Origin of the sequence: Polaribacter sp. 11A2H (assembly GCF_011379025.1) — a bacterium.
In the GTDB taxonomy this organism is placed as follows: domain Bacteria; phylum Bacteroidota; class Bacteroidia; order Flavobacteriales; family Flavobacteriaceae; genus Polaribacter.
In genome coordinates this window covers 86635-113226 of the sequence record NZ_WTLD01000011.1, presented here as the reverse complement: position 1 = coordinate 113226, position 26592 = coordinate 86635, and the positions used below count along the sequence as shown (strand labels likewise).

General features: G+C 30.3%; 21 protein-coding genes and 1 tRNA gene. 11 read left to right on the top strand and 11 right to left on the bottom strand.

Features of this window, described 5'->3' with window-relative positions; genetic code table 11:
- Nucleotides 1-76 precede the first annotated feature (76 nt).
- Entirely contained in the window at nt 77-1264 is a 1188-nt protein-coding gene (locus GQS58_RS13705; protein WP_166386844.1) for a phosphoglycerate kinase, read from the top strand.
- 213 nt (nt 1265-1477) lie between these two features.
- A complete protein-coding gene (locus GQS58_RS13700) occupies nt 1478-2518 on the top strand; it encodes an aldo/keto reductase (RefSeq protein ID WP_166386842.1) in 1041 nt (346 codons plus the stop codon).
- 141 nt (nt 2519-2659) lie between these two features.
- Here GQS58_RS13700 and GQS58_RS13695 read toward each other — a convergent pair whose 3' ends face one another.
- Together GQS58_RS13695 and GQS58_RS13690 are read right to left on the bottom strand one after the other, a co-directional pair.
- The gene (locus GQS58_RS13695) at nt 2660-2965 is read right to left on the bottom strand and encodes a DUF6370 family protein (protein ID WP_240914625.1); all 306 of its coding nucleotides are present in this window, start codon (nt 2963-2965) and stop codon (nt 2660-2662) included.
- Nucleotides 2966-3051: 86 nt separating this feature from the next.
- On the bottom strand, nt 3052-4737 hold the full coding sequence (locus GQS58_RS13690) for a glutamine--tRNA ligase/YqeY domain fusion protein (RefSeq protein ID WP_166386840.1): 1686 nt from the start codon (nt 4735-4737) through the stop codon (nt 3052-3054).
- 219 nt (nt 4738-4956) lie between these two features.
- On the opposite strand from GQS58_RS13690, the gene folB reads away from it, so the two are divergent.
- The 3 genes from folB to GQS58_RS17415 all read left to right on the top strand — a co-directional run bounded on the left by folB (nt 4957) and on the right by GQS58_RS17415 (nt 6017).
- On the top strand, nt 4957-5313 hold the full coding sequence (gene folB, locus GQS58_RS13685) for a dihydroneopterin aldolase (RefSeq protein WP_166386838.1): 357 nt from the start codon (nt 4957-4959) through the stop codon (nt 5311-5313).
- A 163-nt stretch (nt 5314-5476) separates the two neighbouring features.
- Nucleotides 5477-5547, top strand: a tRNA-Cys gene (locus tag GQS58_RS13680).
- 212 nt (nt 5548-5759) lie between these two features.
- A complete protein-coding gene (locus GQS58_RS17415) occupies nt 5760-6017 on the top strand; it encodes a DNA/RNA helicase domain-containing protein (RefSeq protein WP_166386871.1) in 258 nt (85 codons plus the stop codon).
- 306 nt (nt 6018-6323) lie between these two features.
- On the opposite strand, the gene GQS58_RS13670 is transcribed toward GQS58_RS17415, so the two are convergent.
- The 7 genes from GQS58_RS13670 to GQS58_RS13640 form a co-directional block, all read right to left on the bottom strand.
- Nucleotides 6324-9452, bottom strand: a complete 3129-nt coding sequence (locus GQS58_RS13670; protein ID WP_166386836.1) for a DEAD/DEAH box helicase family protein — start codon at nt 9450-9452, stop codon at nt 6324-6326.
- Nucleotides 9453-9833: 381 nt separating this feature from the next.
- Complete coding sequence (locus GQS58_RS13665) at nt 9834-11561, bottom strand: BT4734/BF3469 family protein (RefSeq protein WP_166386834.1); 1728 nt, start codon at nt 11559-11561, stop codon at nt 9834-9836.
- 626 nt (nt 11562-12187) lie between these two features.
- Nucleotides 12188-13195 (bottom strand): helix-turn-helix transcriptional regulator, encoded by a 1008-nt coding sequence (locus GQS58_RS13660; protein ID WP_166386832.1) that lies wholly within the window; start codon nt 13193-13195, stop codon nt 12188-12190.
- Between the two features lie 82 nt (nt 13196-13277).
- The gene (locus GQS58_RS13655; protein ID WP_166386830.1) at nt 13278-14348 is read right to left on the bottom strand and encodes a hypothetical protein; all 1071 of its coding nucleotides are present in this window, start codon (nt 14346-14348) and stop codon (nt 13278-13280) included.
- A gap of 13 nt (nt 14349-14361) precedes the next feature.
- Nucleotides 14362-15405 carry a hypothetical protein gene (locus tag GQS58_RS13650; RefSeq protein ID WP_166386828.1) on the bottom strand — a complete coding sequence of 348 codons (1044 nt, stop codon included), beginning with the start codon at nt 15403-15405 and terminating at the stop codon, nt 14362-14364.
- A gap of 17 nt (nt 15406-15422) precedes the next feature.
- The gene (locus GQS58_RS13645) at nt 15423-16544 is read right to left on the bottom strand and encodes a DUF4433 domain-containing protein (protein ID WP_166386826.1); all 1122 of its coding nucleotides are present in this window, start codon (nt 16542-16544) and stop codon (nt 15423-15425) included.
- Nucleotides 16544-17179 (bottom strand): hypothetical protein, encoded by a 636-nt coding sequence (locus tag GQS58_RS13640; protein ID WP_166386824.1) that lies wholly within the window; start codon nt 17177-17179, stop codon nt 16544-16546. The genes GQS58_RS13645 and GQS58_RS13640 overlap by 1 nt, the downstream gene beginning before the upstream one ends.
- Nucleotides 17180-17385: 206 nt before the next feature.
- On the opposite strand from GQS58_RS13640, the gene GQS58_RS13635 reads away from it, so the two are divergent.
- From GQS58_RS13635 to GQS58_RS13610, 6 genes are all read left to right on the top strand, one after another.
- Nucleotides 17386-17820: a hypothetical protein gene (locus GQS58_RS13635; RefSeq protein ID WP_166386822.1), complete on the top strand. Its 435-nt coding sequence runs from the start codon at nt 17386-17388 to the stop codon at nt 17818-17820.
- A gap of 2 nt (nt 17821-17822) precedes the next feature.
- Entirely contained in the window at nt 17823-18125 is a 303-nt protein-coding gene (locus GQS58_RS13630) for a hypothetical protein (RefSeq protein ID WP_166386820.1), read from the top strand.
- Between the two features lie 11 nt (nt 18126-18136).
- Nucleotides 18137-18595, top strand: coding sequence for a hypothetical protein (locus GQS58_RS13625; RefSeq protein WP_166386818.1), 459 nt, complete (start codon nt 18137-18139; stop codon nt 18593-18595).
- Between the two features lie 84 nt (nt 18596-18679).
- A complete protein-coding gene (locus GQS58_RS13620; RefSeq protein WP_166386816.1) occupies nt 18680-20029 on the top strand; it encodes an ATP-dependent RecD-like DNA helicase in 1350 nt (449 codons plus the stop codon).
- Between the two features lie 115 nt (nt 20030-20144).
- The gene (locus tag GQS58_RS13615; RefSeq protein WP_166386814.1) at nt 20145-21119 is read left to right on the top strand and encodes a hypothetical protein; all 975 of its coding nucleotides are present in this window, start codon (nt 20145-20147) and stop codon (nt 21117-21119) included.
- Between the two features lie 132 nt (nt 21120-21251).
- A complete protein-coding gene (locus GQS58_RS13610) occupies nt 21252-21749 on the top strand; it encodes a tetratricopeptide repeat protein (protein ID WP_166386812.1) in 498 nt (165 codons plus the stop codon).
- 259 nt (nt 21750-22008) lie between these two features.
- Here the strand turns inward: GQS58_RS13610 and brxL are convergent, their stop codons facing one another.
- Both brxL and GQS58_RS13600 read right to left on the bottom strand, forming a co-directional pair.
- Nucleotides 22009-24090 (bottom strand): BREX system Lon protease-like protein BrxL, encoded by a 2082-nt coding sequence (brxL, locus tag GQS58_RS13605; protein WP_166386810.1) that lies wholly within the window; start codon nt 24088-24090, stop codon nt 22009-22011.
- A gap of 3 nt (nt 24091-24093) precedes the next feature.
- Complete coding sequence (locus tag GQS58_RS13600; RefSeq protein WP_166386808.1) at nt 24094-26577, bottom strand: PglZ domain-containing protein; 2484 nt, start codon at nt 26575-26577, stop codon at nt 24094-24096.
- Between the last annotated feature and the right edge of the window lie 15 nt (nt 26578-26592).

Sequence of the window (26592 nt, the reverse complement as noted above, 5' to 3'; positions counted from 1 at the left end):
TGTATTAAATTTTAGGTTTTACATTTCTAAAAGAGTAAATAATTCGGTATTTTTGTTGAAAATAGATTAATAAAAGATGAAAACACTAAAAGATTTCAATTTCAAGAATAAGAAAGCGTTAATTCGTGTAGATTTTAATGTGCCTTTAAATGATAAATTTGAAGTAACAGATGCTACAAGAATTCAAGCCGCAAAATCTACAATTATAGATATTTTAGAGCAAGAAGGAAGCTGTATCTTAATGTCTCATTTAGGACGTCCAAAAGGATTTCAAGATGAGTTTTCTTTAGGAAATATTGTAGACAAAGCAACTGAGATCTTAGGAGTTAAAGTAAAGTTTGTTGCAGATTGTATTGGTGCTAAAGTAGAAGAAGCTGTTGCAAATTTACAGTCTGGAGAAATCTTATTATTAGAAAACTTACGTTTCTATGAAGAAGAGAAAAAAGGAGATGTTGCTTTTGCAGAAAAATTATCGAAATTTGGTGATATTTATGTAAACGATGCTTTTGGTACTGCACACAGAGCGCATGCTTCAACAACAATTATTGCTCAATTTTTTCCTGAAAGCAAATGTTTTGGAAACCTATTAGCAAGAGAAATTGAAAGTATAGATAAAGTATTAAATAATTCTGAAAGACCAGTTTTAGCAATTTTAGGTGGTGCAAAAGTATCTTCTAAAATTACAGTAATTGAAAATATTTTAGATAAAGTAGATCACCTAATTATTGGTGGTGGAATGAGTTTTACTTTTATTAAAGCACAAGGCGGAAAAATTGGAAACTCTATTTGTGAAGATGATAAAATGGAATTAGCTTTAGATATTTTAAAGCAAGCAAAAGAAAAAGGCGTAGAAGTTCATATACCAGTAGATGTTATTGCTGCAGATGATTTTTCTAATGATGCAAATACACAAATTTTAGATATTAATGAAATTCCTGATGGTTGGGAAGGAGTTGATGCTGGACCAAAATCTAGAGAAATTTTTGATGTAGTTGTTAATAAATGTAAAACTATTTTATGGAACGGACCTTTAGGTGTTTTTGAAATGGAATCTTTTGCAGGCGGAACAATTGCATTAGGTCATTCTATTGACAAAGCAACCAAAAACGGAGCGTTTTCTTTAGTTGGTGGTGGTGATTCTGTTGCTGCTGTTAAACAATTTGGTTTTGCAGATAAAGTAAGTTATGTTTCTACTGGTGGTGGAGCAATGTTAGAAATGTTAGAAGGTAAAACTTTACCAGGAATTGAAGCTATTTTAAAGTAACGGTTTAAGTGGTTATTTGTTGAATCGTGTAATTATTTAACAGGGTTTACAAACCATAAACTTCTTTAATTTTAAATAAAATAAGTCAATAAAGCGTGTAATTTTAATAATTATACGCTTTATTTTTTGGTTAAAATATTAGTTTCTAAATTCGCAGTAAGTTTTTGTACAATTACACGATTAAACATTTACACAATTTCACTTCATTTATATATGAAATACACAAAATTACCAAATACAGATATTAAAGTTTCTAAGATTTGTTTAGGAACCATGACTTGGGGGAAACAAAATACACAAGAAGAAGGTTTTGAACAAATGGATTATGCTTTAGAACAAGGCGTAAACTTTTTTGATACCGCAGAACTATATGCCGTTCCTGCAACCCCAGAAACATACGGAACCACAGAAACGATTATTGGAAATTGGTTTAAAAAAACAAGAAACAGAGATAAGGTTGTTTTAGCTAGTAAAATTGCAGGTCCTGGTCCGTATACCGCACATATTAGAAAAAATGGATTGGCTAAAGAAGCAATTATAGAGGCTGTAGAAGGTAGTCTTAAAAGGTTGCAAACAGACTATATAGATTTATATCAGTTGCATTGGCCAGAAAGAGGGGTTAATTGTTTTGGTACGAGAGATTATCCTTATAAAACTTCAAATGAAGAGGCAGAAAACCATGTAGAGATTTTAGAAACTTTAGATGATTTAATCAAACAAGGGAAAATAAGACAAATTGGTTTGTCTAATGAAACTCCTTGGGGAACCATGCAATATTTACAAGCTGCTAAAGAATTGAATTTACCAAGAATGGCAACAATTCAAAATTCATATTCATTAATACATAGAAGTTATGAATATGGAATGTCTGAAGTTTCTATGAGAGAAAATATAGGTCTATTAGCTTATTCTCCTTTGGCACAAGGTGTATTAACTGGTAAATATTTAAGAGGACAAAAACCTGCAGATGCAAGAGGAATTATATATCCTAATTATATTACTCGATATCAAACAGGTGCTTCAGAGCAAGCGGTTTTAAAGTATGAGGAGATTGCGTTAAAAAATAAATTGAGTTTAACAGAGTTGTCTTTGGCATACATCAATCAATTACCTTTTGTAACGGGTAATATTATTGGAGCATCTAAAATGAGTCAATTAAAAGAAAATATTGGAAGTATAAATATTGATTTGTCAGAAGAAATATTAGCTGAAATTGAAGAAGTTCATAAATTAATTCCGAATCCTGCGCCTTAGATTAGTGGGCAGTTTTTCAGTCTTCAGTAGGCAGTATAAAAAATCCGATGAAAATTATTTTCATCGGATTTTTTATTTATTGCCTTTCCTGCGAAAGTAGAAATCTATTTTTTACGTCTTGATTCTAAAATCTTGGTTCTTTTACTCAACCAATTCAATAGAACTCGCGATAAAGCTTCCATCCTCTACAAGACCAACAATTTCCGCCTTTCTAACTACATTACAGAAGCCGATTTTTTCATCATGGGCGTCACCAAAATCATCAATGCCAAAACCATCTACAAAATAAGCTTTGTCATCAAATCTAACAGCTAAACTGCATCCTGCTTCAGAATCTAAATCAAGCTGACATTGGCCACAAGATATTTCTGCAACATGTTTTACTTCTTTCTTGTTAGAACAGGAAGCGAATATTAATAAACTTAAAAAAATTAATTTTTTCATCATTTTAAAATTTAAATGAACATTCTATTTTAAAACACAACAGTGATTACTGCGACTGCGACGGCTACTGAAAACTGCCTACTAAAAATTTATTTCCCTCCCCAAGAATCTCTCAATCCAACAATTTTGTTAAAAACTAAATTGTCTTTGGTTGTGTCATTGTCAACATTAAAATATCCCATTCGTTGAAACTGAAAACGTTCTCCTATGGTAGCCGTTTGTAAACTCGGTTCTACAAAAGCAGTAATTACTTCTAAAGAATTAGGGTTTATAAACTCCATAAAATCCTTGTCTTTATGGCTGTCTGGTGCTTCATCTAAAAACAATCTGTCATAAGCTCTTACTTCTACTTTTGCAGCATGTTTTACAGAAACCCAATGCAAAGTACCTTTTACTTTACGCTTGCTTTCTTCGGTGTCCATTCCAGATTTTGTTAACGGATCATACGTACATTGTATTTCTGTAATATTTCCATCAGCATCTTTAGTACAACTAGTTGCTGTAATAAAATACGCATTTTTTAAACGAACTTCTTTCCCTAATTTTAAACGGAAGAACTTCTTATTCGCTTCCTCTCTAAAATCTTCACGTTCTATATAAATCTCTCTAGAAAAAGGAACCTCTCTGCTACCAAAACCATCTTCATAGTCATTGTAATTCGCATCTAACATTTCCTCTTTATCTTCAGGATAATTTGTAATAACCACTTTTACAGGGTCTAAAACTCCCATCACTCTCTTTGCCGTTTTATTTAAATCCTCACGAATTTTAAACTCTAAAAGTGCTACATCAATTACGTTTTCACGTTTAGAAACACCCACAGTTTCAATAAAACTTTTAATAGATTCCGGAGTATAACCACGTCTTCTTAAACCAGAAATTGTAGGCATCCTTGGGTCGTCCCAACCAGCAACAATTCCTTGTTCAACTAGAGTTAACAACTTACGTTTACTCATTATAGTATAACTCAAATTCAAACGAGAAAACTCACGTTGTTTTGGTGGATTTGGGTATTCAGATTTACTAAAATCGTACACGTTATCTCTAAACCAATTGTACAATTCTCTGTGAGGTTTAAACTCTAAAGAACACAAAGAATGCGAAATTTGCTCAATATAATCACTCTCACCATGTGTCCAATCGTACATTGGGTAAATGCACCAAGCATCACCAGTTCTATGGTGATCTTTATACATAATTCTGTACATTAAAGGATCACGTAGTAACATATTTGGGTTTTCCATGTCAATCTTTGCACGCAAAGTATGTTCACCTTCCTTAAATTTTCCATCCTTCATTCCCTGGAATAATTCCAAGTTTTCTTCAATAGAACGATTTCTAAAAGGACTATTAGTTCCAACCTGAGTTGGCGTACCTTTTTGCGCTCTCATATCTTCTGAAGATTGAGAATCTACATATGCTTTTCCATCTTTTATCAACAAAACTGCCCAATCGAACAATTGCTGAAAATAGTCTGATGAATAACACTCATTTGCCCAAGAATAGCCCAACCAAGAAATATCTTTCTTAATTGCATCTACATATTCTTGCTCTTCTTTTGCTGGATTTGTATCATCAAAACGCAAATTTACAGGTGCATTATAAGTCTCACCCAAACCGAAACTAATTCCGATTGCTTTTGTGTGACCAATGTGTAAATACCCATTTGGTTCTGGCGGAAAACGAAAACGTAAATTTTCTTTTGGCATTCCGTTTGTTAAATCCTCTTCAATAATATGCTCTAAAAAATTGAGCGATTTTTTCTCTTCAGACATCTGTTTCGGTACAAAATTAAGCTCCAAAATTACGTAAAATAACTCATTTTTCAGATCTTTTTTTGGGTGTTTCCCTGCGGGTCGTGCTTTACACTGTAGTTTTTTATAGTTTCAAAAAAAAAAACTATAAAAAAGCTGCCGTTTCAATCACTAACACAAGTAGTAGAAAGTCTATAAAAATCGGTTAATAACGCTATATTTGTTCTTTTAAATTACAAAATGGGAATAATACAAGTAAACAATATTAAACTCTATGCTTTTCATGGATGTTTAGACGAAGAAGGAAAAATAGGAAGTGAATATAGCGTTGATATAGAGATTAAGGCAGATTTAAAAAAATCATCTAGAACAGATGAATTAACAGATACGGTAGATTATGTGCATTTAAACCGTATTATAAAAGAAGAAATGGCCATTCGTTCTAAACTATTAGAAGAAGTGGCACAGAGAATCTTAGACAGAACGTTTAAAGAAATTCCTATGGTAAAAAAAGCCAAAGTTTCTGTAGCTAAAATTAATCCTCCAATTGGTGGAAACGTAGAAGAAGTAGTAATTATTCTTACAAAAAAGAGATAGATATTACGTAACTAAAAGGTGGGCGAACACGTATAAAAGCAGAAAAACTATTTGTTTTTATTTTAAAATTAAAAAAAGACTTGCAATCCTTTAAAATTTGCTTAAATTTGCAATCCTTAAAAACAGATTTATAATTTATTGTAAATTTTCTTTAAGATAAAAAGGTGTCTTGGCCGAGTGGCTAGGCAATGGTTTGCAAAACCATGTACAGCGGTTCGAATCCGCTAGACACCTCAGTAATTTTTTATAAACCTCTAGCTTTAAATTAGTTAGAGGTTTTTTGTTTATTTCTTTACCCACATTCTTACCCACATTAATAAAAACTTTATAATTTACTACTTGAAATTACTTTTAAGTTTATACCCATTTTTTTTAAGATGATTTGAAAACTTATCTTTTATACTTTTATCTAAATTTTTTATTGTTATTATATCTAGGTTGGTTGTATTTATACAGCTCAAGGTTTTGAGTTCGATTATATTGGAGTAATTGTTGGAGATGATATCGTATATGATCATGAGAACGATTGTTTAAGAGGGAATATTGAGGGAACAAAAGATTCTACATTAAAAAGAGGAAAAGCCAATTTCGATGAATACGTGAAAAATATTTATAGAGTACTTATGACAAGAGGGATGCGAGGTTGTTATGTTTATTTTGTAAATAAGGAAGTAGAAAACTATTTTAGGAAACGAATGAAATAATTTAAGGTATTTCTTTTTAAGCAACGATCAAAAATAAATAAACAGTCAGATAGTAAATAATATAAGCTACTTAAATAAACGTGTCTTTTACTCCTTGGATTAACCTTATTTATATAATATAAAAACATATAAATTATGGATCAAAAAGAAGATGCAAACGATGTGATTTCTAGAATAATTAGAGATGGCTGCCAGTTAATTATACTCTGGATTAAAAATAAGAACTGATGATTTGCATAAAAAAAAACCAACCCAAATATGGGTTGGTTTAATTTCATTTTATTAAATTTTTTTACTTGCTTTTTTCTATTTTAAAGATTTTACATAAGTAGCGTACTCCTTAATGTTTACATCATAAGTTTTGATAATATAGTTTGAAAGAGTTTTACTTGCGGAGCTATTAACAAAATAGTCCTTTTTAAAAGTATTTGGATTATAGATTCCTTTATTTAAAATCTTTACAGGTATACTACCATCAATCATTATAAACCTTTCATTGTTAAATGCATAATCACACAAAAACTTACATGTTGCTAGTTGATCAAAATTAGAATACAAGATATTACCTTTTATATCACTTATTACGTGTGCTGTGGTAGTGAATTTTGATGGTGTACTATTATTCAAATCGATAACTTCTCTACCTTTTTCTGTTCGGATTTTTATTTTATCCTTTTTTATGTATTTATCTGACTCTATGAGTAAGGAATCATAAACATCTGTAAGATTATGATTGATAAGACCCGGACTAAATTTACTATCCAGTGACTCTAACTTAAAATCTTTATCACAAAAAAATGTTTGTTCAATAAAAGGCATTATTTTATGATCATTGACATTCTTATAGGTAAGATGCTCCGCAGTTTTAAAAGCGGACAACAAAAAGCGATCTAATTCTTTTAAATCTTTTTTAAGTGCATTAAGTTTCTTAGATGTCTCTGGCAGTTTATTCTTTTTAGGATCATTTAATATTCCTTCGATGTATTCTGTTGTTACTTGAATGTCTCTTTTCTGTAATTTTACTTTTAAAGAATTATAGATGTTTTCTAAATGAGCATAGTTTAACCTTAAAGTTGGAGTTAAATGATTGTCCAGTCTTTTTAAAACCTTACTAGTAAAATTTTTAAATTCAATATTACTATCTGATAAATCGGAATATTCTGGTGCTACAGAATCACATTCCAGAAATTCCATACCAGACAATAAGCGATCACTTCTCAATATCCTAGGTATAATAATTCTTTCGTGAGATCTCACCTCTTCGTTTTTATCTTTTTTCATCGGTCTATAAATAGTAAGTTTGTTTAAAAATTCCTCTAAATCCTCTAAATCTGTTTCTCTCATTAATTCTTCATTGGAAAATTCTTTCTTCAGCAGATCTTTAGAGCTTTCTAATCGATTATGCTTATCGTTTTCAATTCCATTAACTGTTTTCTCAAATTGTTGTTTCGCCCACATATCTTTAAGCAGAGAAACTACTTTATCATTAATAAACGTAAAGGAAATATTTGTTGAGAATACTTCTTTTATAACCCCAATATTTTTTTGAGATAGGTAATCTAAGCCTCTTAGATAATTTATTTGTTTTAAGTATTTATCATTTGTAAGATAAGGATAGGTGTTTACATAATTAGCAATGCTTTTTAGATAGCTTGGGGCTTTAAAGGGGTGGAAATCAATATCCTCATTTATTAGGTATTTTAAGATTTTAAATGCTTTATCTGTTTCATACCAATAACATAATTTTAGATGATAGCTAATTAATTTATTTATAGCTCTTTCATGAGAAATATGAAAATCTCCTTTAATCTCATATTTATCATTCTTGAAATCTTGAACTATAAAATTACTTACATGGTCACTTAGAGGATCTGTTATAATTCCTGTCGCTTTTACAAAGAATCTTTTTTCTGGATCTAACTGTCTTTCTAAATAAAGTATTATTTTCTTATCATCTAAGAAGTTTTTAATTACTTTATTTTCTAGGGAGAGGTGCTCTTTAGAGATATCTTTTAATGGTTCTGAAACATATATATGTTTAATTATCGATAAAATTCCAGCGTCTTTAGCTGTATAATGGTATCCATCCATGGAATAAAACCAATCATCATAAATACTTTTTTTTTCTTCTATACTGTTTATTACAGCGGTTTCATCTTTACTTTGTTGCATTCTTTTTTCAATCATTTCTTTTGTTACTTCGCTTGGAGACTTTCTAATTTCATCCAAATAATGAATCTTTTGTTTTTGTGTTACTTCTTCAAAAATATTTGCTGTTTTATCTTTATCGGCAGATAATAAATGGTGATTATATCTATTAATACCTAACAAAACTTTTCCTGTATTTCCTAAGTCAAATTTTATTGAGGTATCCTTTTGAACCTGCTTGAATATTTTAGGCAACAATACTGTAGAGTTGCATAATCTATTTCTAAATCTATTTATAGTTTGTATAACATCTGTAGCACTTACTTTTGTATGTATATTTCCAAGATCTATTACTACAGCATATTTTTGCTTAGAGGTCCCTCCCTTGGAATGCTCCTTCTTTGTAATATTATCTAAATAAATATTGATTCCATTCATAAAATATGTTGTAGCTAAAATCACATCATAATCCCCAAGTTTTCCTGATAGAATATTCTCGGTACATTCTCCATTAGAACCAGAGTAGAACAATCCTATTTTAATATTGGGTGAAATTTTAGTTTGAAGTTCTCTTCTGTATTCGTCCATTCTTTCTTTGTTATTAAAAATTTGAACAACCTTTCTATCTTGTTTGAGATACTTTTTGATTACAGCGATTACTGTGTCTTTTCTTATTTTAGCATCAGCTGTATCTAAATGTGTTAAATATATTTTAGGAGTCACTTTATATTTTTTATCTACTTTTATGATTTGAAATAAATCTTTGATAGATTGTTTTTCCATAAGTTCTGGAATTACTAAAGCTTCAACATTAGGGGTGCCTGTCATAAAGATAATCTTAGTTTTTGATTTTCTTTTCTTTGCCACAAACTCGACTAAATAATTCAGCAACTTGGCGATAACCTCAGCTCTATAATTTAACCCATCAGATAATGTGTGGCTTTCATCAATTACTATATAATCAAAGGTCATCATATCTTCATGGGATATGTTTAATAATTGATTATATGTGGTTTGAAGTGTGAGGTTTTTGTCTTTTGGAATTTGAACACCATTTAGTGTTTTCAAGTAATTTAATTTTATAGTTTCTGCATTTGTTTTTTTAAAACTTTTAAGAGTTTCTTCTACAGTGGAATTGACAAATAATTGTTCATCCCTTTTTGTTTGATTGCTATTCCATGCATCAGAAGCAATTTGATCTCCTATACTTTTGAATGGCATTCCAATAGCAATCCTTCCAGGCATTTTATATTTTAAATTACCTGTAATACTGTTTTTACCAGTCATTAATGTTCAGAATGAGTCGTTAACTCACTCCCGAAATAATATTTATAAAATATTTTTCTGCTTATAGTTTCCTAAAAGATCGGACTATATCTTTACCTGTTCTAGGTAACATTCACTTCCACTAGACTTCTAGTGTACTCCCTCTCGGGATAGTCTCTGAACTTTCTAATTCATTATAGAGACCAAGTGGGGAGACCATGCTTTATTATATATTAAAGGGCACGTTCCCCAAGTGGGCTTTTCTACTGTGTTTATTATGAATTAGCTTAGCTGCTGATTGGTGGACTTAGCGTAAGTTCTTTATTGTTCACTTACGTACCTTCAATCAATTTAGAAATTGATTGTGGCTATAACTTTCCAGCAATTCAAATGTTTTATTACTCAAGATTCCCATCTTGAGACGGCACATAATTTACCGCACTGGCTTCGTAAAAAGAAGATTTTCTTATCTGTATATTTATTTTGAAAAATATCATGCATCACATCCTTGTCTAAATAATCTTTAGGACCCAATATCACTTCTGGAGCAATGCTATCAAATTTTTTTATTAAAGGTAATCTCATTTTTTTCATATCTAGATACCTAGTTATATCATCCAAAAACTCTGAAGGATCTTCTGTACCATCATCAAGATCTTTATTACGTGTATAAGTTTCGTAATAATCGTTTAAGATTTTAAAATCAGAGTAGTTTTTAGAAGATGCTCCAAAGTTTTCCGAAATAAAATCGTTTACAATTGGAATCTTTCTTACACTTGCATAGAAAGGGGAGGGGGGCAAGGATTTTAGTAGCTCCTCACTATAATCATCTTTAGATTTTTTTGCCCAACGATAATCATTGTGGGTTTCATCTAATTTATTAGAATTTGCTGGTATCAACCTTTTTATTTGTTCGATGGCTAAATCTCCAAATACACCATATAAAACCCAACTTAGTTTCTGAAGAGAAAGATACGTATCAAACTCTTCCGAAACCCAATTTTCTAAACGAGAATCTTTACTAGTTTGTTCTTCTATAAAATCGATTACTTTTACAAATTTTTCAGTTTCTAATTCTAGGTCAAAATCATAAACGTTCTGTTTTTGAATTAATAGGTAAGCTTCTTCTGGAGATGAAGTCTTATTCTCCTTCATAAATTTGTCAACATCAGCTTGGTTTTCTGAAATTTTTTGTTGAAGTGCCTCATGTACTAGTTTTCTTTCATTTGTAACAATTTCAGAATAAGAAGACTCTCTTGAAGCATCATATTTGAAATCATTCGCTTTGTTTGCGATAAAAGGAATGTAAGTCAAACGTTGAGGATCAGTAGTCGCTAAATCTATCTTATCTTTCAATTCAGGAAACTTAGAGACTAATTCTTTTCTTGCACCTTCATACCAAACCTTATGATGTATTGTTACGGTACTTTTATCTTCTGAACTAAAGTCTTTTATGAAATCTAAATTAGTGGAGTCCACTTTAAAAAATACTTTAACACCTTTTCCTCTTGGTGAGATAAATGCCATGTAAGGTTTGATGTTTTTAGTACCCTTCCAGATGCGGTTTAAACACTCTATAGCATGTTGTTTGTCTTTTAGTCCATCTATATCAAAACAGAACCTACCAGTGTGTTTAAATTGCATTCTTTCTGGGGCTCTGGTGTTTGTTTTGAGAGATATCATTATTGCAGGTAAGAAAGGCTTTACGGCAGAGAGGTCTCCTCCTGAAGCGTCTAACAATTTCTTGATGGATGCCTTAGGACTAGTCATTTCTTCAATTAGCTCTTTTTCTGTAATTTCTTCTGCTCTGTCTTTACTGCTTTTTCCAAAAGACCTAGTACTTGCATTCCATTGGTTGGCGTACCCTAAGAAATTATAAAGATATTCTTTTGGAGAGGTAACTTTCAATTTATACAGCTCACAAAGTTCATCTTTATGTTTTGCTATAAATTTAGAACAGTATTCTAAAATACTAAATTGTTTGTCTCGTTTCGCAAAGTCTTTTACGAATTTGTCTAGTAAAATTTGAGTTTCTTCTTCTAGTTTTTGATATTCTGCATGTGCAGTTAACCGAGTGTAAATCTGTGGATGGATAGCGTGAGTTGAAAAATAATAATAATTATTGTTCATTGTTTAATGTTAAGGTTTAATACATTTTTATATGGACCCAAGTGTGGAAGCTATGCTTTATTATATATTAAAAGCGAGCTCCCTCAGTTGGTCCATAGCAGGAATCTATAAATGAGATTTATAGAACATTCTTATAGCGATTACGCTATTTAGTATAAGGTCTTGAGATTTTACTCGCTGTTGGTCTTCTAAAAAGGGGAGGTAGTTACTTAATTCCTATTTTGGTCTTAAAGAAGTTATGATTTTTAGACAAAGGAAAGGGTAGTTATTTTTGCCATAAGGTCATAATTTTAATTAGTAGTCAAGTTTTTACATCATTATCTAAGTGAGGTTAATGGGGAAGTCTTTTATGTTTTTATTTAGAATTAAATGTTTGTATAACAGTGAATTTTTGTTATTTAGATTGGGAATTGTTAGGAACAAAGAGAATAAATCATAATTACTTTAATGTAACAGGTGGGGGCAAGAGTCTTAATTATTTATTTATAGCTGTCTTCCCTATTTATTATACTTAAACTAGGTGATTTTAGCATTCTCCAATCATAGATTAATTTCGATACTTTAATTCTACTGACTTCAAAGATAAGGATGAAGGTAAAAAGTAGATATTTAGGCAATATGAAACCTTAATAATTATCTAAATTGGAAACTAAACGAGACATAATCCTATGCCTAAATTCATCGGGTTTTATGACAGTTAGATCTTCACCAAATGACAAAATCATTTTTTCTAATTCAAAGTTAGGAATGACTTCAATTGAAAAAATATACCCATTCTTATCTTCTCCAATTTTTCTTTGTGAGCCATGAAGTGGCTTTGTTTTTATGTATGGAGAAACTGATGTACTTGCGTTGAATATAATTTTTATTAAATCTTGATTTTTCAACTTTGATACTCCAATAATATCTTCAAAATATTCATCAAAATTAATTTTAGTATTTGGAATATACATTTCCTTACCAACTTTAAGGGATTTTATTCTATCTAAAGCTAAATTTGTTAAGTTTTCGTAATCTCCATTTTTCCCAAATATAAACCATCTATTATTGTACTGCTTTAAATGGTATGGGTGAAAAACAACGATTTGTGCTTCATCACTTTTAAATGATTTATATAATATTTCTAACGTTTGATGATATATAATAGAATTATATAGAGGAGTAATAAATTCAACACCTTTTAAAAACTCATTGGAATCAAAACTTATTATTTCCTGAGGCTGATCTGTTAAGTTAAAAGAATTATCTAATTTAGGTAATAATTCATTCACCCATTCAAACTGAGGTAATCCTTTAAAACGGCTTAATACTAGCATTGCAGATTTTAACTGCTCAACTTCACTCTCATTGATTGGCTCGTTATTAATGGAAAAATCAAAGTCGCTATAGTTATAATAAACATTTCTGCCAATTTTGTTTTTTTTCAATGGAATAGAATATCCCTGAGGGGATTCCATATAGCGAATATCTTCATATAACTGTCTTTTCTTAATTCCATTGGAATTAGGTTCAAACTCATATAATGAATTATTACAAGCCTTCAGTAGGTCTTCAATGAAATATCTTTTACCTGGATTTCTAAAACATTGGTCTAATGTTTTGTATCTTATTAATGCATTTTTTGTAACTGACATGCGTATGAATTATATATATATATAAATTTTCTATTTCTAAAATTAAAATTACTGATATTTATTACTACAATTCATGTGTTCATTAAAAATCAATATCCCCATTTACAATAACTTTATTTTCAATATAAGTGAGTAATTCTTGATGATTCTTAGTGCCCGAAATTAACACATTTATCAATGTTCTTTCCGGTATAAAAAAATCATCATCTACCATTTCTTTCAATTTATCTTTCCGTTTTTTAAAAAAATCTTCCAAATAACATAGTTTAGGATTGTTTTCCAAGTCTATCATTTCCATTTTATAGATGGCATCTCTAGCCTTTAAAACGGCTAAATTACTTGACATTGAGAACAAGCCTTTGGAGGTCAAGTTTAGAGCTTCCATTACTGTATATCTGAACGGTATATTGCCAATGCGTAAAAGAAGTAACCTGGTCTGATAGATCTTAATGTTTTCACTATTATCTTCAATAGCTAAAGAAGTACACAAATAGCCTACACTAACCATCATCTGCAATATATCAACATCATCTGAAAGCTCTATATCCAACATTACCAGGAAGCAATTACCTAAATTTTCATAATCTTCAACAAATTTCAGCTGTTGGGGGTCTCTTTTAACAGAACGATAAACATCTAAAAGGAGGGGTATTGTTTCTTTTTTATTACCTTTTCCATATAATTGAATTGCCTTCCTTGCTTTTATACATAACTCTGACAAAGGTTTTAACAGGGTACTACTTTTATCTGAAAAAAAATTTATCTGCATTCCTGTTTTATGAATTACAAATGAAATTTTAGAAAGCACTCCATTTAAATAAAACATTGCAACATAGTCAGCAAGAGTTGAGTCTAATTTTTCCTCTTCAAAAGGTTTTTCTAAACTCCACCTAATATTATCTATGTTATAAGATATGGTGTTAAAAAACAAGGATTTATTCAAGTATTTGTCAACATCATTTCCTACAATATTAATTTTCAGATTTCTATCTTCAACCGATCCTCTTATTCTGGAAGGGGTCTTAACATTGTAAACAACAGACTCATTCCTCAGTACTTCAAATTTATCATAACTGAATGTAAATGGTTTTCGAGATATTTCCCCAGATATTTCTCCAATATTTGTAATAAACCTGTCGTAATCTTTACTCATAACAATCTTATTTTTAATATTTTGTACTTTTGAAACTTATATAAAAATCAAGTAACCTATTTAAGGAGTGTGTAAAAACGATAACATCAGTTTTTTCCATCTGAGCCGGAATACATGTAGATTCACCTTCGTGTGCCATAAAATTTCCGAATACCCTAAGGGTGTGCATATAAGTAATCATCCAGTCTGCTACATTTTTTGATTTTAAATCATTAATGTATTCAAAAAGGGATATATATTTATCACTTTTTAAATCAGAAATATCAGCTAGTAATAATTCTTCGAGTTTTCTACACAATATTCCCAATTCAAAAAAGCGTAAATTCCTGTTATTAATTTTATTAATTAAATTTCTTATTGTTTTATTTTTAAAAAAATATTTATTTTTTATTCGTACTAATTTAACAAGAATAAGTTCAAGACTAGCAGTAAGGAGAGGGTCATCAAACACTTTTTCTAGCTTATCTGCACCACGATTCAGGAAGCTATTAATTGTTTTGTCAATCAGTTTTGCTTTTTCTTCATTCACCTCGACAAAATATATTGTATTCAGTTCAGAATTTGTATTTAACGAGTCAATTGCCTTCTCAATAAGAATAGGGAGTATTGCATCTACAGAGTTTTTCTGAAAACCAGCACCCAGTATAGGAAGAGCAATACTAGCAACCTTCATTTTTTTATAATGAAGAAGCGCAATGGTTCCAAACAGGTCGGACAATGCGCTTTCTCCTGTACCGCTTTGGTTAATACTTGTTTTAATACTCTCTATACATACAATCTGTTTAAAAGGTTGGCTAGATATTTCAGAACTAACCCAGCAGTTTAATGAAGATCTTAAATCGAGTTGAGGTGTTTGTGAAAGATTCCCTAAGACTATTCCTGTATTGTCTAATAGTGCTTTTATTACAGTCCCTTCTGCAGGAGCATATTGATTATGATAGGCTGAAAGTACAAGAACATCTACATTAAACTGCAGTTTGGTGATATCCTGATTGTGTACTTCAATTGTTTTTATACCGCTTGTTGTTGGAACGGAAATTATATTTATAAGACTCATGTTTTTTTTAAGTTCTGTTAATTTGTTCTAAAGTATTCTGAATTTATTTCGATAAAGATACCTTTGTGATTGGGGAATAATGGAAAAATATTTTTTAATATTGCTTCAGATTTTACTATTATCTTCTGTATGTAATATACTTCAATATTTGTAGGAACCAATACCTCTGAGCACATTATCCGCTTACTTTCAGCATCTTCAACCCATTTGCCTTCCTGTAATAATTTCCAATTGATATTTTCTAATTTAGCCTGGTCTTTGTAAAAATTTGTTTCTTTAGTAGAGGCATTTCCATCTGAGAATAGTGTTTTCTTTTTTTGTACCAATACATGAGGTATTATCTCCATTAACACAATATTATCTATTACCTCCATAACTTTATTGGAATTCATCATAGGATTCATAGGGTTTATGTAGAGTGGCACGTAATCCTGAATGTTACGCCCATATACTTTTTCGATTCTGTTTCTAAGCTCTTGAATTTTATTATTTGAAATATCCCTTTTTATCATTTCATTACTGTGAACGGTTTTATGAGATAACAAGCCATAATTAAGAATGGTTTCTAGATTTGACACATGTGTCATATGATAGAAGCCATTGTATGGTAAATTTTTGATTTCCTCTGATGTAAGTTTTTCTCTTTCATTTATTACAGTCTTATCTTTAGCAGATTCAAGGAATTCATTCATTTTTAAATTTACTCCCGCTATAAGTTCTTCATGTTTTTTTAATGTACCTTCCATAATTTCAGTATCAGGGTTATTCAATACTGAAAAAATTTTTTTATAAATCCTTAACAATCCTGATAACAATTTATTATAAATTTTGTCTAGATTATTTAAACTTTTTTTTTGAATTTTAATACTTATGAACCAGGATGAATTGCCACGATCCAATTCCCCATTAAAACTTAAATAATGAGGACTTAAAATTCTCTCCATTTTTAAATAAAGCTCCCCTCTAGTGTTTGCATAACTAAATGTTTCCTTGTAAATATTTTCCAATTCTGTAATACGAGCGTATTCTTTTGATTTTCTGATGGACTTAATAAACGTCTGAATTTCTCTTAAGCTTTCACTAAGGTAGTTGCAAAGCAACATATAGGAATTATCATTATATTTATTTAATATCGTCATTATTCAAAGTATTCAATTCTAATATTTCTACTATCAAGAATTAAAGTTACATGATCAATGCTGTCTAAAAAATCGAATGTTATAATAAATTTATAATCAGGATCAGATCCAATGTAGGTATATGTATTATTTTTAACGATTTTTAAATAAGCCTTCTTTTCAGATAAAGTAGGAGATATACCAAACAAACACTCCTTTTTATCTTCTGAAAACATTATTTTTACTATTCGTTCAACATTACTGTTACTAATAAAAACTTCATTTTCATATCTTTTATGAGAAGAAGAATTGAAAATTTCCTCTACAATCTGAACATCGTCAATTGATTCTCCAAACTTACTCTGAAAATATCCTCGTAAAAAATCCCATAAGCCATCCCAATCAAGTGTTACCTGAAAAGCTATCCACATTGATATTAAGTTATTTAAACCCGCAAACAATTCTTCCGCGGCAACTGTATATTCTGTGAATATCATAAATTCGTTAACAAAAACGCCTTTTTTTCTCTGCTTCATTATTTCTAGATAAGCTAGATTGACTATTAAAGGTTCAAGTTCCTCATGTGTCATTCCATTACTTCCATATCTTGAAACGTAATTTTGATAATATTCATTTATTTCTTTTTTTCTATCCATAACATAAACTTTTAATTAAAAATATGAAAATAATTGCAATCCCCTTTTCTTAATCTCCTTTTTTATCGTTTTAAGGTTTATTTATTTTTATTTAGGGATAATCCAACCAATATTTTTTTAATTACCTATAAGTGCAGTTACACTGCATTAATAGACTGTAATCTTGCACCATCATTAAAAAACAATTCATCACCTAAAAATTTATTATGATTAAAAGCCTTGGAAAACAAGATACAGTAAGTGAAAATGGGTTAACGGTTATTGGAGAAGCTTACCGTGCAGAGAGCGGTTTTAATTATGCTTCTGGGTTCAGGAAATTTGGAAATCTTAAAATAGTAGAAGATGTTGCTGGAGGTACTGCTGTAACCTATCTATGTGGCATTAAGGTTTTCGATGAAAAAGGTGCTTTAATTATAGATCGAAAAATAACAAAGGGGTTTCACTTTGAACGAGAGGCTGTTCGGAATATTGTATTGAATGAATTGATGAAAATGTTATCTGAAGTTCATGGAGGTGATGAAAGTTTTGACAAAGTCGTAGTCAAAGAGAAGATAGATTATCATTTAAAACAGGCTTATTATGAATCTTCATATAAGGCTATCTCGAGTTGGGCAAAAGATTTAGGGATTTTTAATAACTAATTATGGACGAAACAATTATTGCACTAGCTCCCTCAGTTTATTCAGATATTCAGATTCAATTAACCTTGTTTCAGCAAGGTGAAAAAAGCTATATCAATTCTGTTAATATCATATTTAAAAAAAAAATTATCAAGAAAATAAAATTAAATGGGGCTCTAAAAGAAAATATTCCTGAAAATGTAGATTCTATTATTAGTTCTTTTTTTAGTCGTAAACTAAAGACCTTTAGTGGTAGCGGGTCCAGCATAAAAAAGGAAGATAAGAAAAGAGCATCATCAGATCTAATGAATAAATATAATATCTAAAACCAACAAAGATGAATAATAAAACGGTAATTTTTGAAAAATATGGGCTTATAAATTCAACTATTTCTTACTCGGAAGTAGCAAATGCTTTTTTATCAAGTGGCTATACTTCTGCAACCGGAAATACTTATTTCAATTCCATTCGTGTGGCTGAAGGAATTCTTATTAAAGAAGATATTGGTGTGGGATACGCACATACATTTTTAAACGGCATTAAGATATATTCTATAAAAGATAAAACTCTGATAGCCGATAATACATTTCATTCTGTTTTCTATAGTGCTTTAAAAGTCAAGATGGAAGCTAAAAAAATGCTAATGAAACTTCTTGAATACACGGCAATTCAAGAAAATACTTTATTTGATTACTATGCAGCAGAAAAAATAGTTGAAAAAGTTTTAAATCAGGCTATTGATTCTGATCAGCGTACTATGGTAATAAATCAGACGGAAAAATATTTATCAAAGTAATAAAGTTTGAGAAAATAACTGAAGTGCAGTTTGACTGCATTCATCTGTTGTTAATTTGTAATGTTCAATTTAAAAACCAATTTCATGATAAACCAAAATAATATTTTAGGCTATTTACAATTTGATTGTCCGACCTTTGAACAAAAAAAGGCGTTATATGAGATGTCTGCTTTTATTGAAACAACAAACATTAATGATTTTTATATTTTAAGCGGAGCTGCTGGCACTGGAAAAACTTCAATCACTACAGCCTTGATAGGTTATTTAAACTATAAAGCAATTTTTTACAATATTGCAGCTCCTACAGGAAGAGCTGCTAGAATTTTAGGACGTAAATCAAAAACAGTTAATAGCACCATACATTCACTTATCTATAATTCAAAACCGACTCCTGAAACAGGTGAGATAAATTTTGTCTTAAAAACAAATCCCGTTTCAGATTTTACTGTTTTTATTATTGATGAGGCATCCATGATTTCTTCAAAAATCACAAATGAGCCAGGTAGTTTGTTTAAAAGCAGTAATTCATTACTTTCTGATTTAATTCGCTATGTGAAAAGTGGAAATTCTAAAAATAAAATAATATTTATGGGAGACAGAAATCAACTTCCCCCTATCAAGGAAACAAATTCGATGGCTTTGTGTGAAGAATATTTAAAAGGTAAATTTTCCCTTTTAGGTACTTCCCAACTATTAACGGAAGTAAAGAGACAAGAAGACGGCAGTTATATATTAAAAAATGCCATTCATATTCGTGAAGCAATTGAACAAAATTTGAGTAAAGTAGTTCTTCATGGAATCGAAAAACAACATTTAGAAACAGCTACTTCGAAGTATGTAAAAGCATATTTAAACAATGGTTACGACTCTGTAATCTCCATTGGAGCAACACACAATATGAATAGTGCATTTAACAATGTTGTGAGGTCAAAGATTTATGGAAAGAAAGCTAAATCTATTGAAAAAGAAGATTTATTACTAGTTACCCAAACATGGAAAAGGAATGGGTATCAACTTTATAGTGGAGATCATATTATTGTAAAGGAAGTTGACTTAACTAATATAGAATCCGTCGCAGGTTTGCATTTTGTTCCTGTAAAATTATTATCAAAAACCTTAGAGGGTAATGAAGAGGTTATTGAAGATTACCTTTTACTTGAAAGTATTTTTAATCCTGGTGGTCTTAAGCCTGAACAGGAGAATAAACTGAGACATGAACGGTTTACTAAAAATAAAGTTTATAGGGAATCAGGCAACACCTCTGATGACCGTTATGTGGGCGCAATCCGTACAACTTATGGACATTCAATTACCTGTAATAAGGCACAAGGAGGAGAGTGGAATCAAGTATATTTAAATTCTTATTTTATGCCAACACTTCGTTATCAGTACACGGCAGTTACAAGAGCGAAGCAAAACCTTACCCTTTATTAAAAAAGTAACTTAGAAATAACTAAGAGTATTTATTTAGATTCAAATTAAATTATATAAGTATAAACTAATTTATCTTAAAATTTTTAGATTTACGTATTCGAAAAAAATACATTTTATGGATTTTAATTTTTATACACAACAAGGACACAAACTTCTAGCAAAAAAAGAAGCTCCTTCAATTAAAAAAGCACTTGAGTATTTTAAAATGGCAAATGAAATCACTGAAAATAATGATATATCTAAACCTCAAGCCCTGTACAATTTAGCATTAGGGAATTACCTTGCTGGTAACACTGTAATGGCTTATAGATTAGCGAACAAAGCTAAAAGAAGCTTAGAACCTGCTGTTAGTAATTCTATGTTTAAAATGGATAATATGCGCAAAATGCTGGGTGAGGATAATATAAATGGTCTTATAAATTATATTGAAACTAATTTTTCCGAATTCATATTATTTACGGATTCCAATAATGATGATTTTGATGAAAATGAGCTTGATTTGTCAAATGTGGATTCTATTTATCCTTCCCCTGCTGTTATTACTGATTATTCCCCAAAATTTACTTTGAATAAAATAACTGATGAAATGTTGGGAGCAACGTTTGCAGGTCTATCAAGAAATCAAGATTCATTAATATATTTTGATAAGGTAAAAGGAGATATCTTGACCTACGTTGAAGGCTATTTCTCATCACTACTTGGCAATCAGACAAATTCCAATACAAAACTAGTTTCTAGAATAAGTAGTAATGATCCAACAGATTTTGTTGATGAAGACCGATACTTGCTTATAGACCGCATTTTTTTAAAGGATTTTTTAGAAGAGTACCAAATTCAATCAGAGGAAGAAGAGCCGTTCTATTCATTTTTGGATTTATTTAAGAAGGAAATATTAGAGGAATACAGTCATTATAAAGATATTACTATTGATAACATTTTATTTAGTTATCATATCCAACAAAAATTTCATGAACTATTTAGTAAACATCATAATTCAAAAGAAAATGAACTAAAGGAAACCTATTCAATCCTTTTTGATAATACTTGTAATGAGATGTCCCTTAAATGGATAAAGAAACATGTTTTTTGATCTAAAAGAAAAAGTCATGTGAAAACAATAGTTGTTTAAGATGAAAAAATATCTTAGTTAAAATAGAACTTTAGCCTATTTCTAATAGAATAAAATTAAAGATTAAAAAAAATACAATTAAAATCTATGTTTATGAATAATTTTGAGAGTGATTACATGTCAGGAGTTAAGGCCTATAAAGAACGTAATTTTCAAAATGCAATTTACTTTTTTGAGAAATCCATGTCAGCTTTAAAATTTGCAGGACTACCTGAGGAATTTGAAAAAGATTCTATGGAAACAGGTTATTTTAACCTTGGAAATGCAAAAAAAGAAGTTGCTGATTTTGAAGGAGCAATTGACTGTTATAAAATTGTTTTAAAGAGTAACCCTACACGGCCTGAATATGAGAGAGTATATATGGATTTATCAGAATGTTGTTTTGAGATTAATAATCCATTATATTTGAAAATAGCTCTAGAATATTTAGGTAATTGCACAAAATATTTTCCGAATAATATATCTGCTTATATGAATAGGGGAATTGCTGCTATAAAATTGAATAACCTTCCTATAGCGAAAATTGCATTTGAATCTGCAAAAAATCTTGGAAACAATGACGCTGAAGGATTTTTAAATAAGTATTGTTGATTAACAATATGATAACCTGGTAGTAGGACTATCATTTATATAATGAATTAAAATCCTGGTTAGGAAACATCTTTTGAAAATTATTGAGGCTTACTTTTTTTAGGAGAATACTTACAATATTGGGATTATAAATACAAGGTTTCCATTTGGGAACCTTGTATTTTATTTTTAATAAATCTTTTTACATCTAAATGTGGAATACTAAAAAACGCATAGATTAGACCGCATAAATATTTATACTATAATTCCCTAGAAAACGTTAATTCACTTTTACGAAGTCTATATTAGTTTCTAAACAAGCTCTTAAATCTTGATCATTAGTTCCTATCTGGAAATAATTCCCTGCTAAAGACTGGAAATAATCTATACCTCTGCCTAATATAATTCTCCATCCTGAAGATAGCAGAATTTGTCTATCATGAACAACATTAGAGAACTCAACTTCTAATTCTATATCATTTTCAAAAAGGCTATTTGCTAATTGATCAAAAGAGTATTTATTTTGACTTTGCTGATCATCGTCATCTGCAGATGTTATCAATTTAATATGTTTTACATCTCCAATTTTTACTGCTAATTCACAGAATTTAACGAAGTTGGAAATTTGATGATTTTGTCTAATATATGGATCTTCAAGTACTATTTCTTTAGCCCCGTGTAAATAAGGGCCAAAAACTGTTTCGTAACTATAACCAACATCACCGTAATGAACTTTTAAGTGCTTCTCTATCAGTTTTACTTTTACAGGAATATCTTCAACCTCAGCAATAACTTGATCAAATAAAGACTCAGTTTCATCTATAGGGATTTCCTCTACCTCATCTTTTCTTGGGTTTTGCGATGCTTTTGATGATTTACTCTCAGGACAATAGACAATTTGTTCTGTTCCATCTTCCTTAAAGAAAGATAAATTTATTGCAGCAAACTCATCATCTGGTTTACGCTTATTCATTTGTTCTTTAACACGTCGTCTTCCTTCAATGGCGTAAGAAACGATATCATTAAATTCTTCCTCTGAAGGCTCCCCCGATGGGTGTATGATTTTAAGTAAACCTGTAACTGTCTTTTTTATTGCTATCTCGTCTCTTCCTTGTACAGATGGTCCTAGTTTTAATCGTCTATTAACCACGTCAAAATATTCATTATTATGTTTAGACATATAATGAAAAGCCTCCGCCATATAATCTGTAATTAAACCATAATTAGTTGCGAAAAATTTATTATCCATTTTAGGAATCTCCCAACCTGGTAAGAATAAGAAAAATCGATCTTGTATTGCAAGATCAAATGCTTTAGGTAAGGTTATAAAAAGATCGTGGTCGTAAGAATTTACCAATTGTTTTATGGAGTGATCAATATTACCAACAAAAGAAAAACTTGCATTAGCAGTAACTTCTTGACCTCTAGAAAATCTTCCGTTAGCCATGTAGTCTTTCATTATTTGAATGGTATCAGTATCTCTAATTTTCATATTACCAACCTCATCAAATGCAATATTATCCCAAAAACCAACGGCACCTACTTTTTTACGTGCATTATTATAGAGTAGGGTAGCAGTACTTGCTTGTCCTCCTGAAAGCAAAGTTGAATATGGTGAAAACTCAGAATAGAAATAAGATTTTCCGGTACCCCTTGGTCCTAATTCAATAAAGTTAAAATTACTTTGAACCAAAGGAATTAAACGAGCTAGAAAATGTAGTTTTAATCTTAATCCTGAAGGGAATTTATCTGCTATTTCCTTTGGTGGATTATCTAAAATCTCTGGGTTTAGTCCAACACTTCTTAACACAACATCTATCCACTCATCTCTGGTGAATTCTTCTCGACCTTCAAAATATTGATTTTGATTAAATCTTGATAATTGAATGGGTTTTAAATCTTCAATATAAAAAGCATAATCATCATCTTCAACATCATTATGAGCAATAGTAACTTCAGCCCAAATTCCACCTTCAAGTAATTTGTCATTTTCTTTGTAAAACTTCTCATTTATAGCAATACGACTAGAATTAAAATTCTCCATTGCTGCCCAATGCCTACGTTCTTTTTCTACATATTTTACATGTATTTTGTCAATAAACTTATGACGTCCTTTCTGTTGAACCGTAGATTGTGCTTTATTTGCTTCATCTGCTCTTACGTAGTTTTTCTCTACAACTTCAAGGACTGCTTTTGAGCCTGCTATAATTTCATCAGGATCATCTGTTGCACAATATTTTGAAAGCAAAAACTCAAGTACAAACGAGGGTACATTTGCTGCTTTTTTTATTTGATGTACAAGGTCTTTCCGAACTACTTTTCCAGAAAAAACATCATTTAATTTTTTATCTAAAGTATCCATAGTTTATAAATAATCAGTTTCTAGATTAATTTCAGACAATATAACACCCGTCGCAGGTGCCTTTGCATATATAGTAAACTTCCCTTCAAAATCATCATGTAAAGACATCGTGATTTTTAATGATTGACCTGGCTTAATTTCTGCAAAACCAGATGTAGAATTTACATTTTCAGATGCTGCAGGTCCACCAATAAACTTATTATCTCCTATAGCTTCTAACATTATGTCAATAGGTTCGTCGAAGAAAGAATCTCCAAAACAAGAAATTTCAATTGAGGGTCTTCTTGTAGTTACATATCCGGAAACTTTTCCTTTATAAGTTAAGTTAATTTGGTAATCTTGTTTAGTTTCTATTCTTTTCGGTCTAAACGTTAGTAGAGGAGTTATACATTCTTGTAAAGATAATCCTTCATGAAAGAATTTTTTACCTCTTTCGTAAGTTGCATAATTCTTTAAAAACAAAAATTGTTTTGACTCACTTTTAATACCTAAATCTTCATTGGACATAAGAATGTGGTTAGAACTTGTATCACCAGTACCTACTACACACCTAGATTTTTCTAATGACCAATCTCCAGGTGGTTTGGTTGCATTGTTACCTGCTTTAAAACTATCTACAAGTACAAAACCATGATCTGCTACTAAAACAAATTCTTCATAGCCCTTTTCTTTTAGTTTAGCACAAACTTTTAATATTTTATGAATAGCACTATCAATAAGAGCTTGAGCATTCTCCGGTGAGTTTTCACCAGCCTGATCAATTTCTGTAGTAGTAACAAAAAGAATATCCTTCTCTTCAAATTGATCGTTCAGGATATCTTTTTCCCAATACCATGCACTCTTGTCTCCTAATAAACCTTCTGTATATTTAATTCTATCCTTTCTATTCCCAGAGGGGGTACCCTTTAAAAATGGTTCTAACTTATTATTGACAAGCTTTAATTCTAAATTCTTATCTGCTTCTGGCATTAGTGCTGCCATTCCATATTTTGTAATTGTTGGTATAAAGGCCAATGAAGGTTCTAAATTACAATCAAAATCTGCTCGATCTAATCTGTTTTTAAGAAATACTGCTAGTTCAAAACGCAATGCATCTGCTAAAATATATACAGTTTTCTTTCCATTGTCTATTAAGGGTTTAACCTTATCATTGAATAGGCTAATGTTTCTTTGAATATTAATATTAGAAACTCCTTCTGTTTCAATCCCTTTTTGAAATTTCTTTTGAACATCATCCATAAACAAATGATATTCTTTACGACCAAAGGCTATTACTTCAGTTAAATTAGGAGAGATTACAATTTCATTTTGAACACCTTTTTCAATTTCTCTTTGTAAACTATCTAAGTTAAAACCTGATGAGGTATACCAGTTAATAATTTTTTTAAGAGAATCTATCTTTTTTATCTTATCGGATTCAGCTTCAATACATTTTAGTAATTCACAAATTTTATTACCTAATTGCCATGCAGCTCTTCTTTCGTCGTCATAGATACTCCAAATCGATTTAGAAGAGGTTTCTGCAAGTGTCTTTGCTTTATTAAAATTTCTCTTTAATAACTCGTTTTTAAATTGAATAAAAAACGATGAATCTTCAAACGCAAAAGTGTTTATTTCTCCTAAATTGTTTTCTGCATTAAAGAGTTTACCTAGCCCAAGTTCATCACTCACTCTATTGGCATTAATTATATACAGTTCTTCAGTATCTTTTAAACTCCTTAACTGATTACATACCTTAAATATAACGTCTTTGGATTCTTCTTTAGCGATAGAAACTTCTTTTAACGACTTTGGAAGTTCTACAGGAAGATCAAAAACAAACTCACTAAACAATACAATTCTCCAGAGATGGTTTTGTATCGTTTCTACTTTTTTAGAAGTTACTTTAAAACCTAAGCTCTCTTTTAAAAATTGTTTTAACTCTGAGCTCCAGGATTTGTCCGTTTTTAAAAATGCTAATTGCTGATCTGTAGGATTTAAAAATGCTAATAATATCTCTGCTTGAGATTGAGCTCCTAAACCACTTTTTAATGAAGGATAGGAATTCCCTCCATCTAAAGCATCTATTTTATTAAAAGACGGGAATTTCTCATGTGAAAATATAGCTTCTACTTTTGCTGTTTTATCAGGTAATGCAGCTAAACAAATTTGCTTATAATCATCTGATGCCTCATCTGGAAATATAACGCCACCACCTGTAAAAATTAAAAAAGGATCTGTAGCTTTTTCATCATCTTCAATCTTCTTATCAAAAGGGACATAGAATATTAATTTCTTATCGTTTTGTTTTGGAATTTCATTCACCCAATAGTCTAAAGCAGCTTCCCTTTCTGTGATGACATTTTTAGATGCATCAAATACTTTTATATTTTCAGTTGCTAATTCTAAAACCAAATCACGGTAAAATAAATTAGAATCATAAATAACTAAACTATGTTTCCTGTCTATTTTGTCTAGCAAATATTTTTTGATATACTCTTTAATCATTTATAGTTTCAGTTA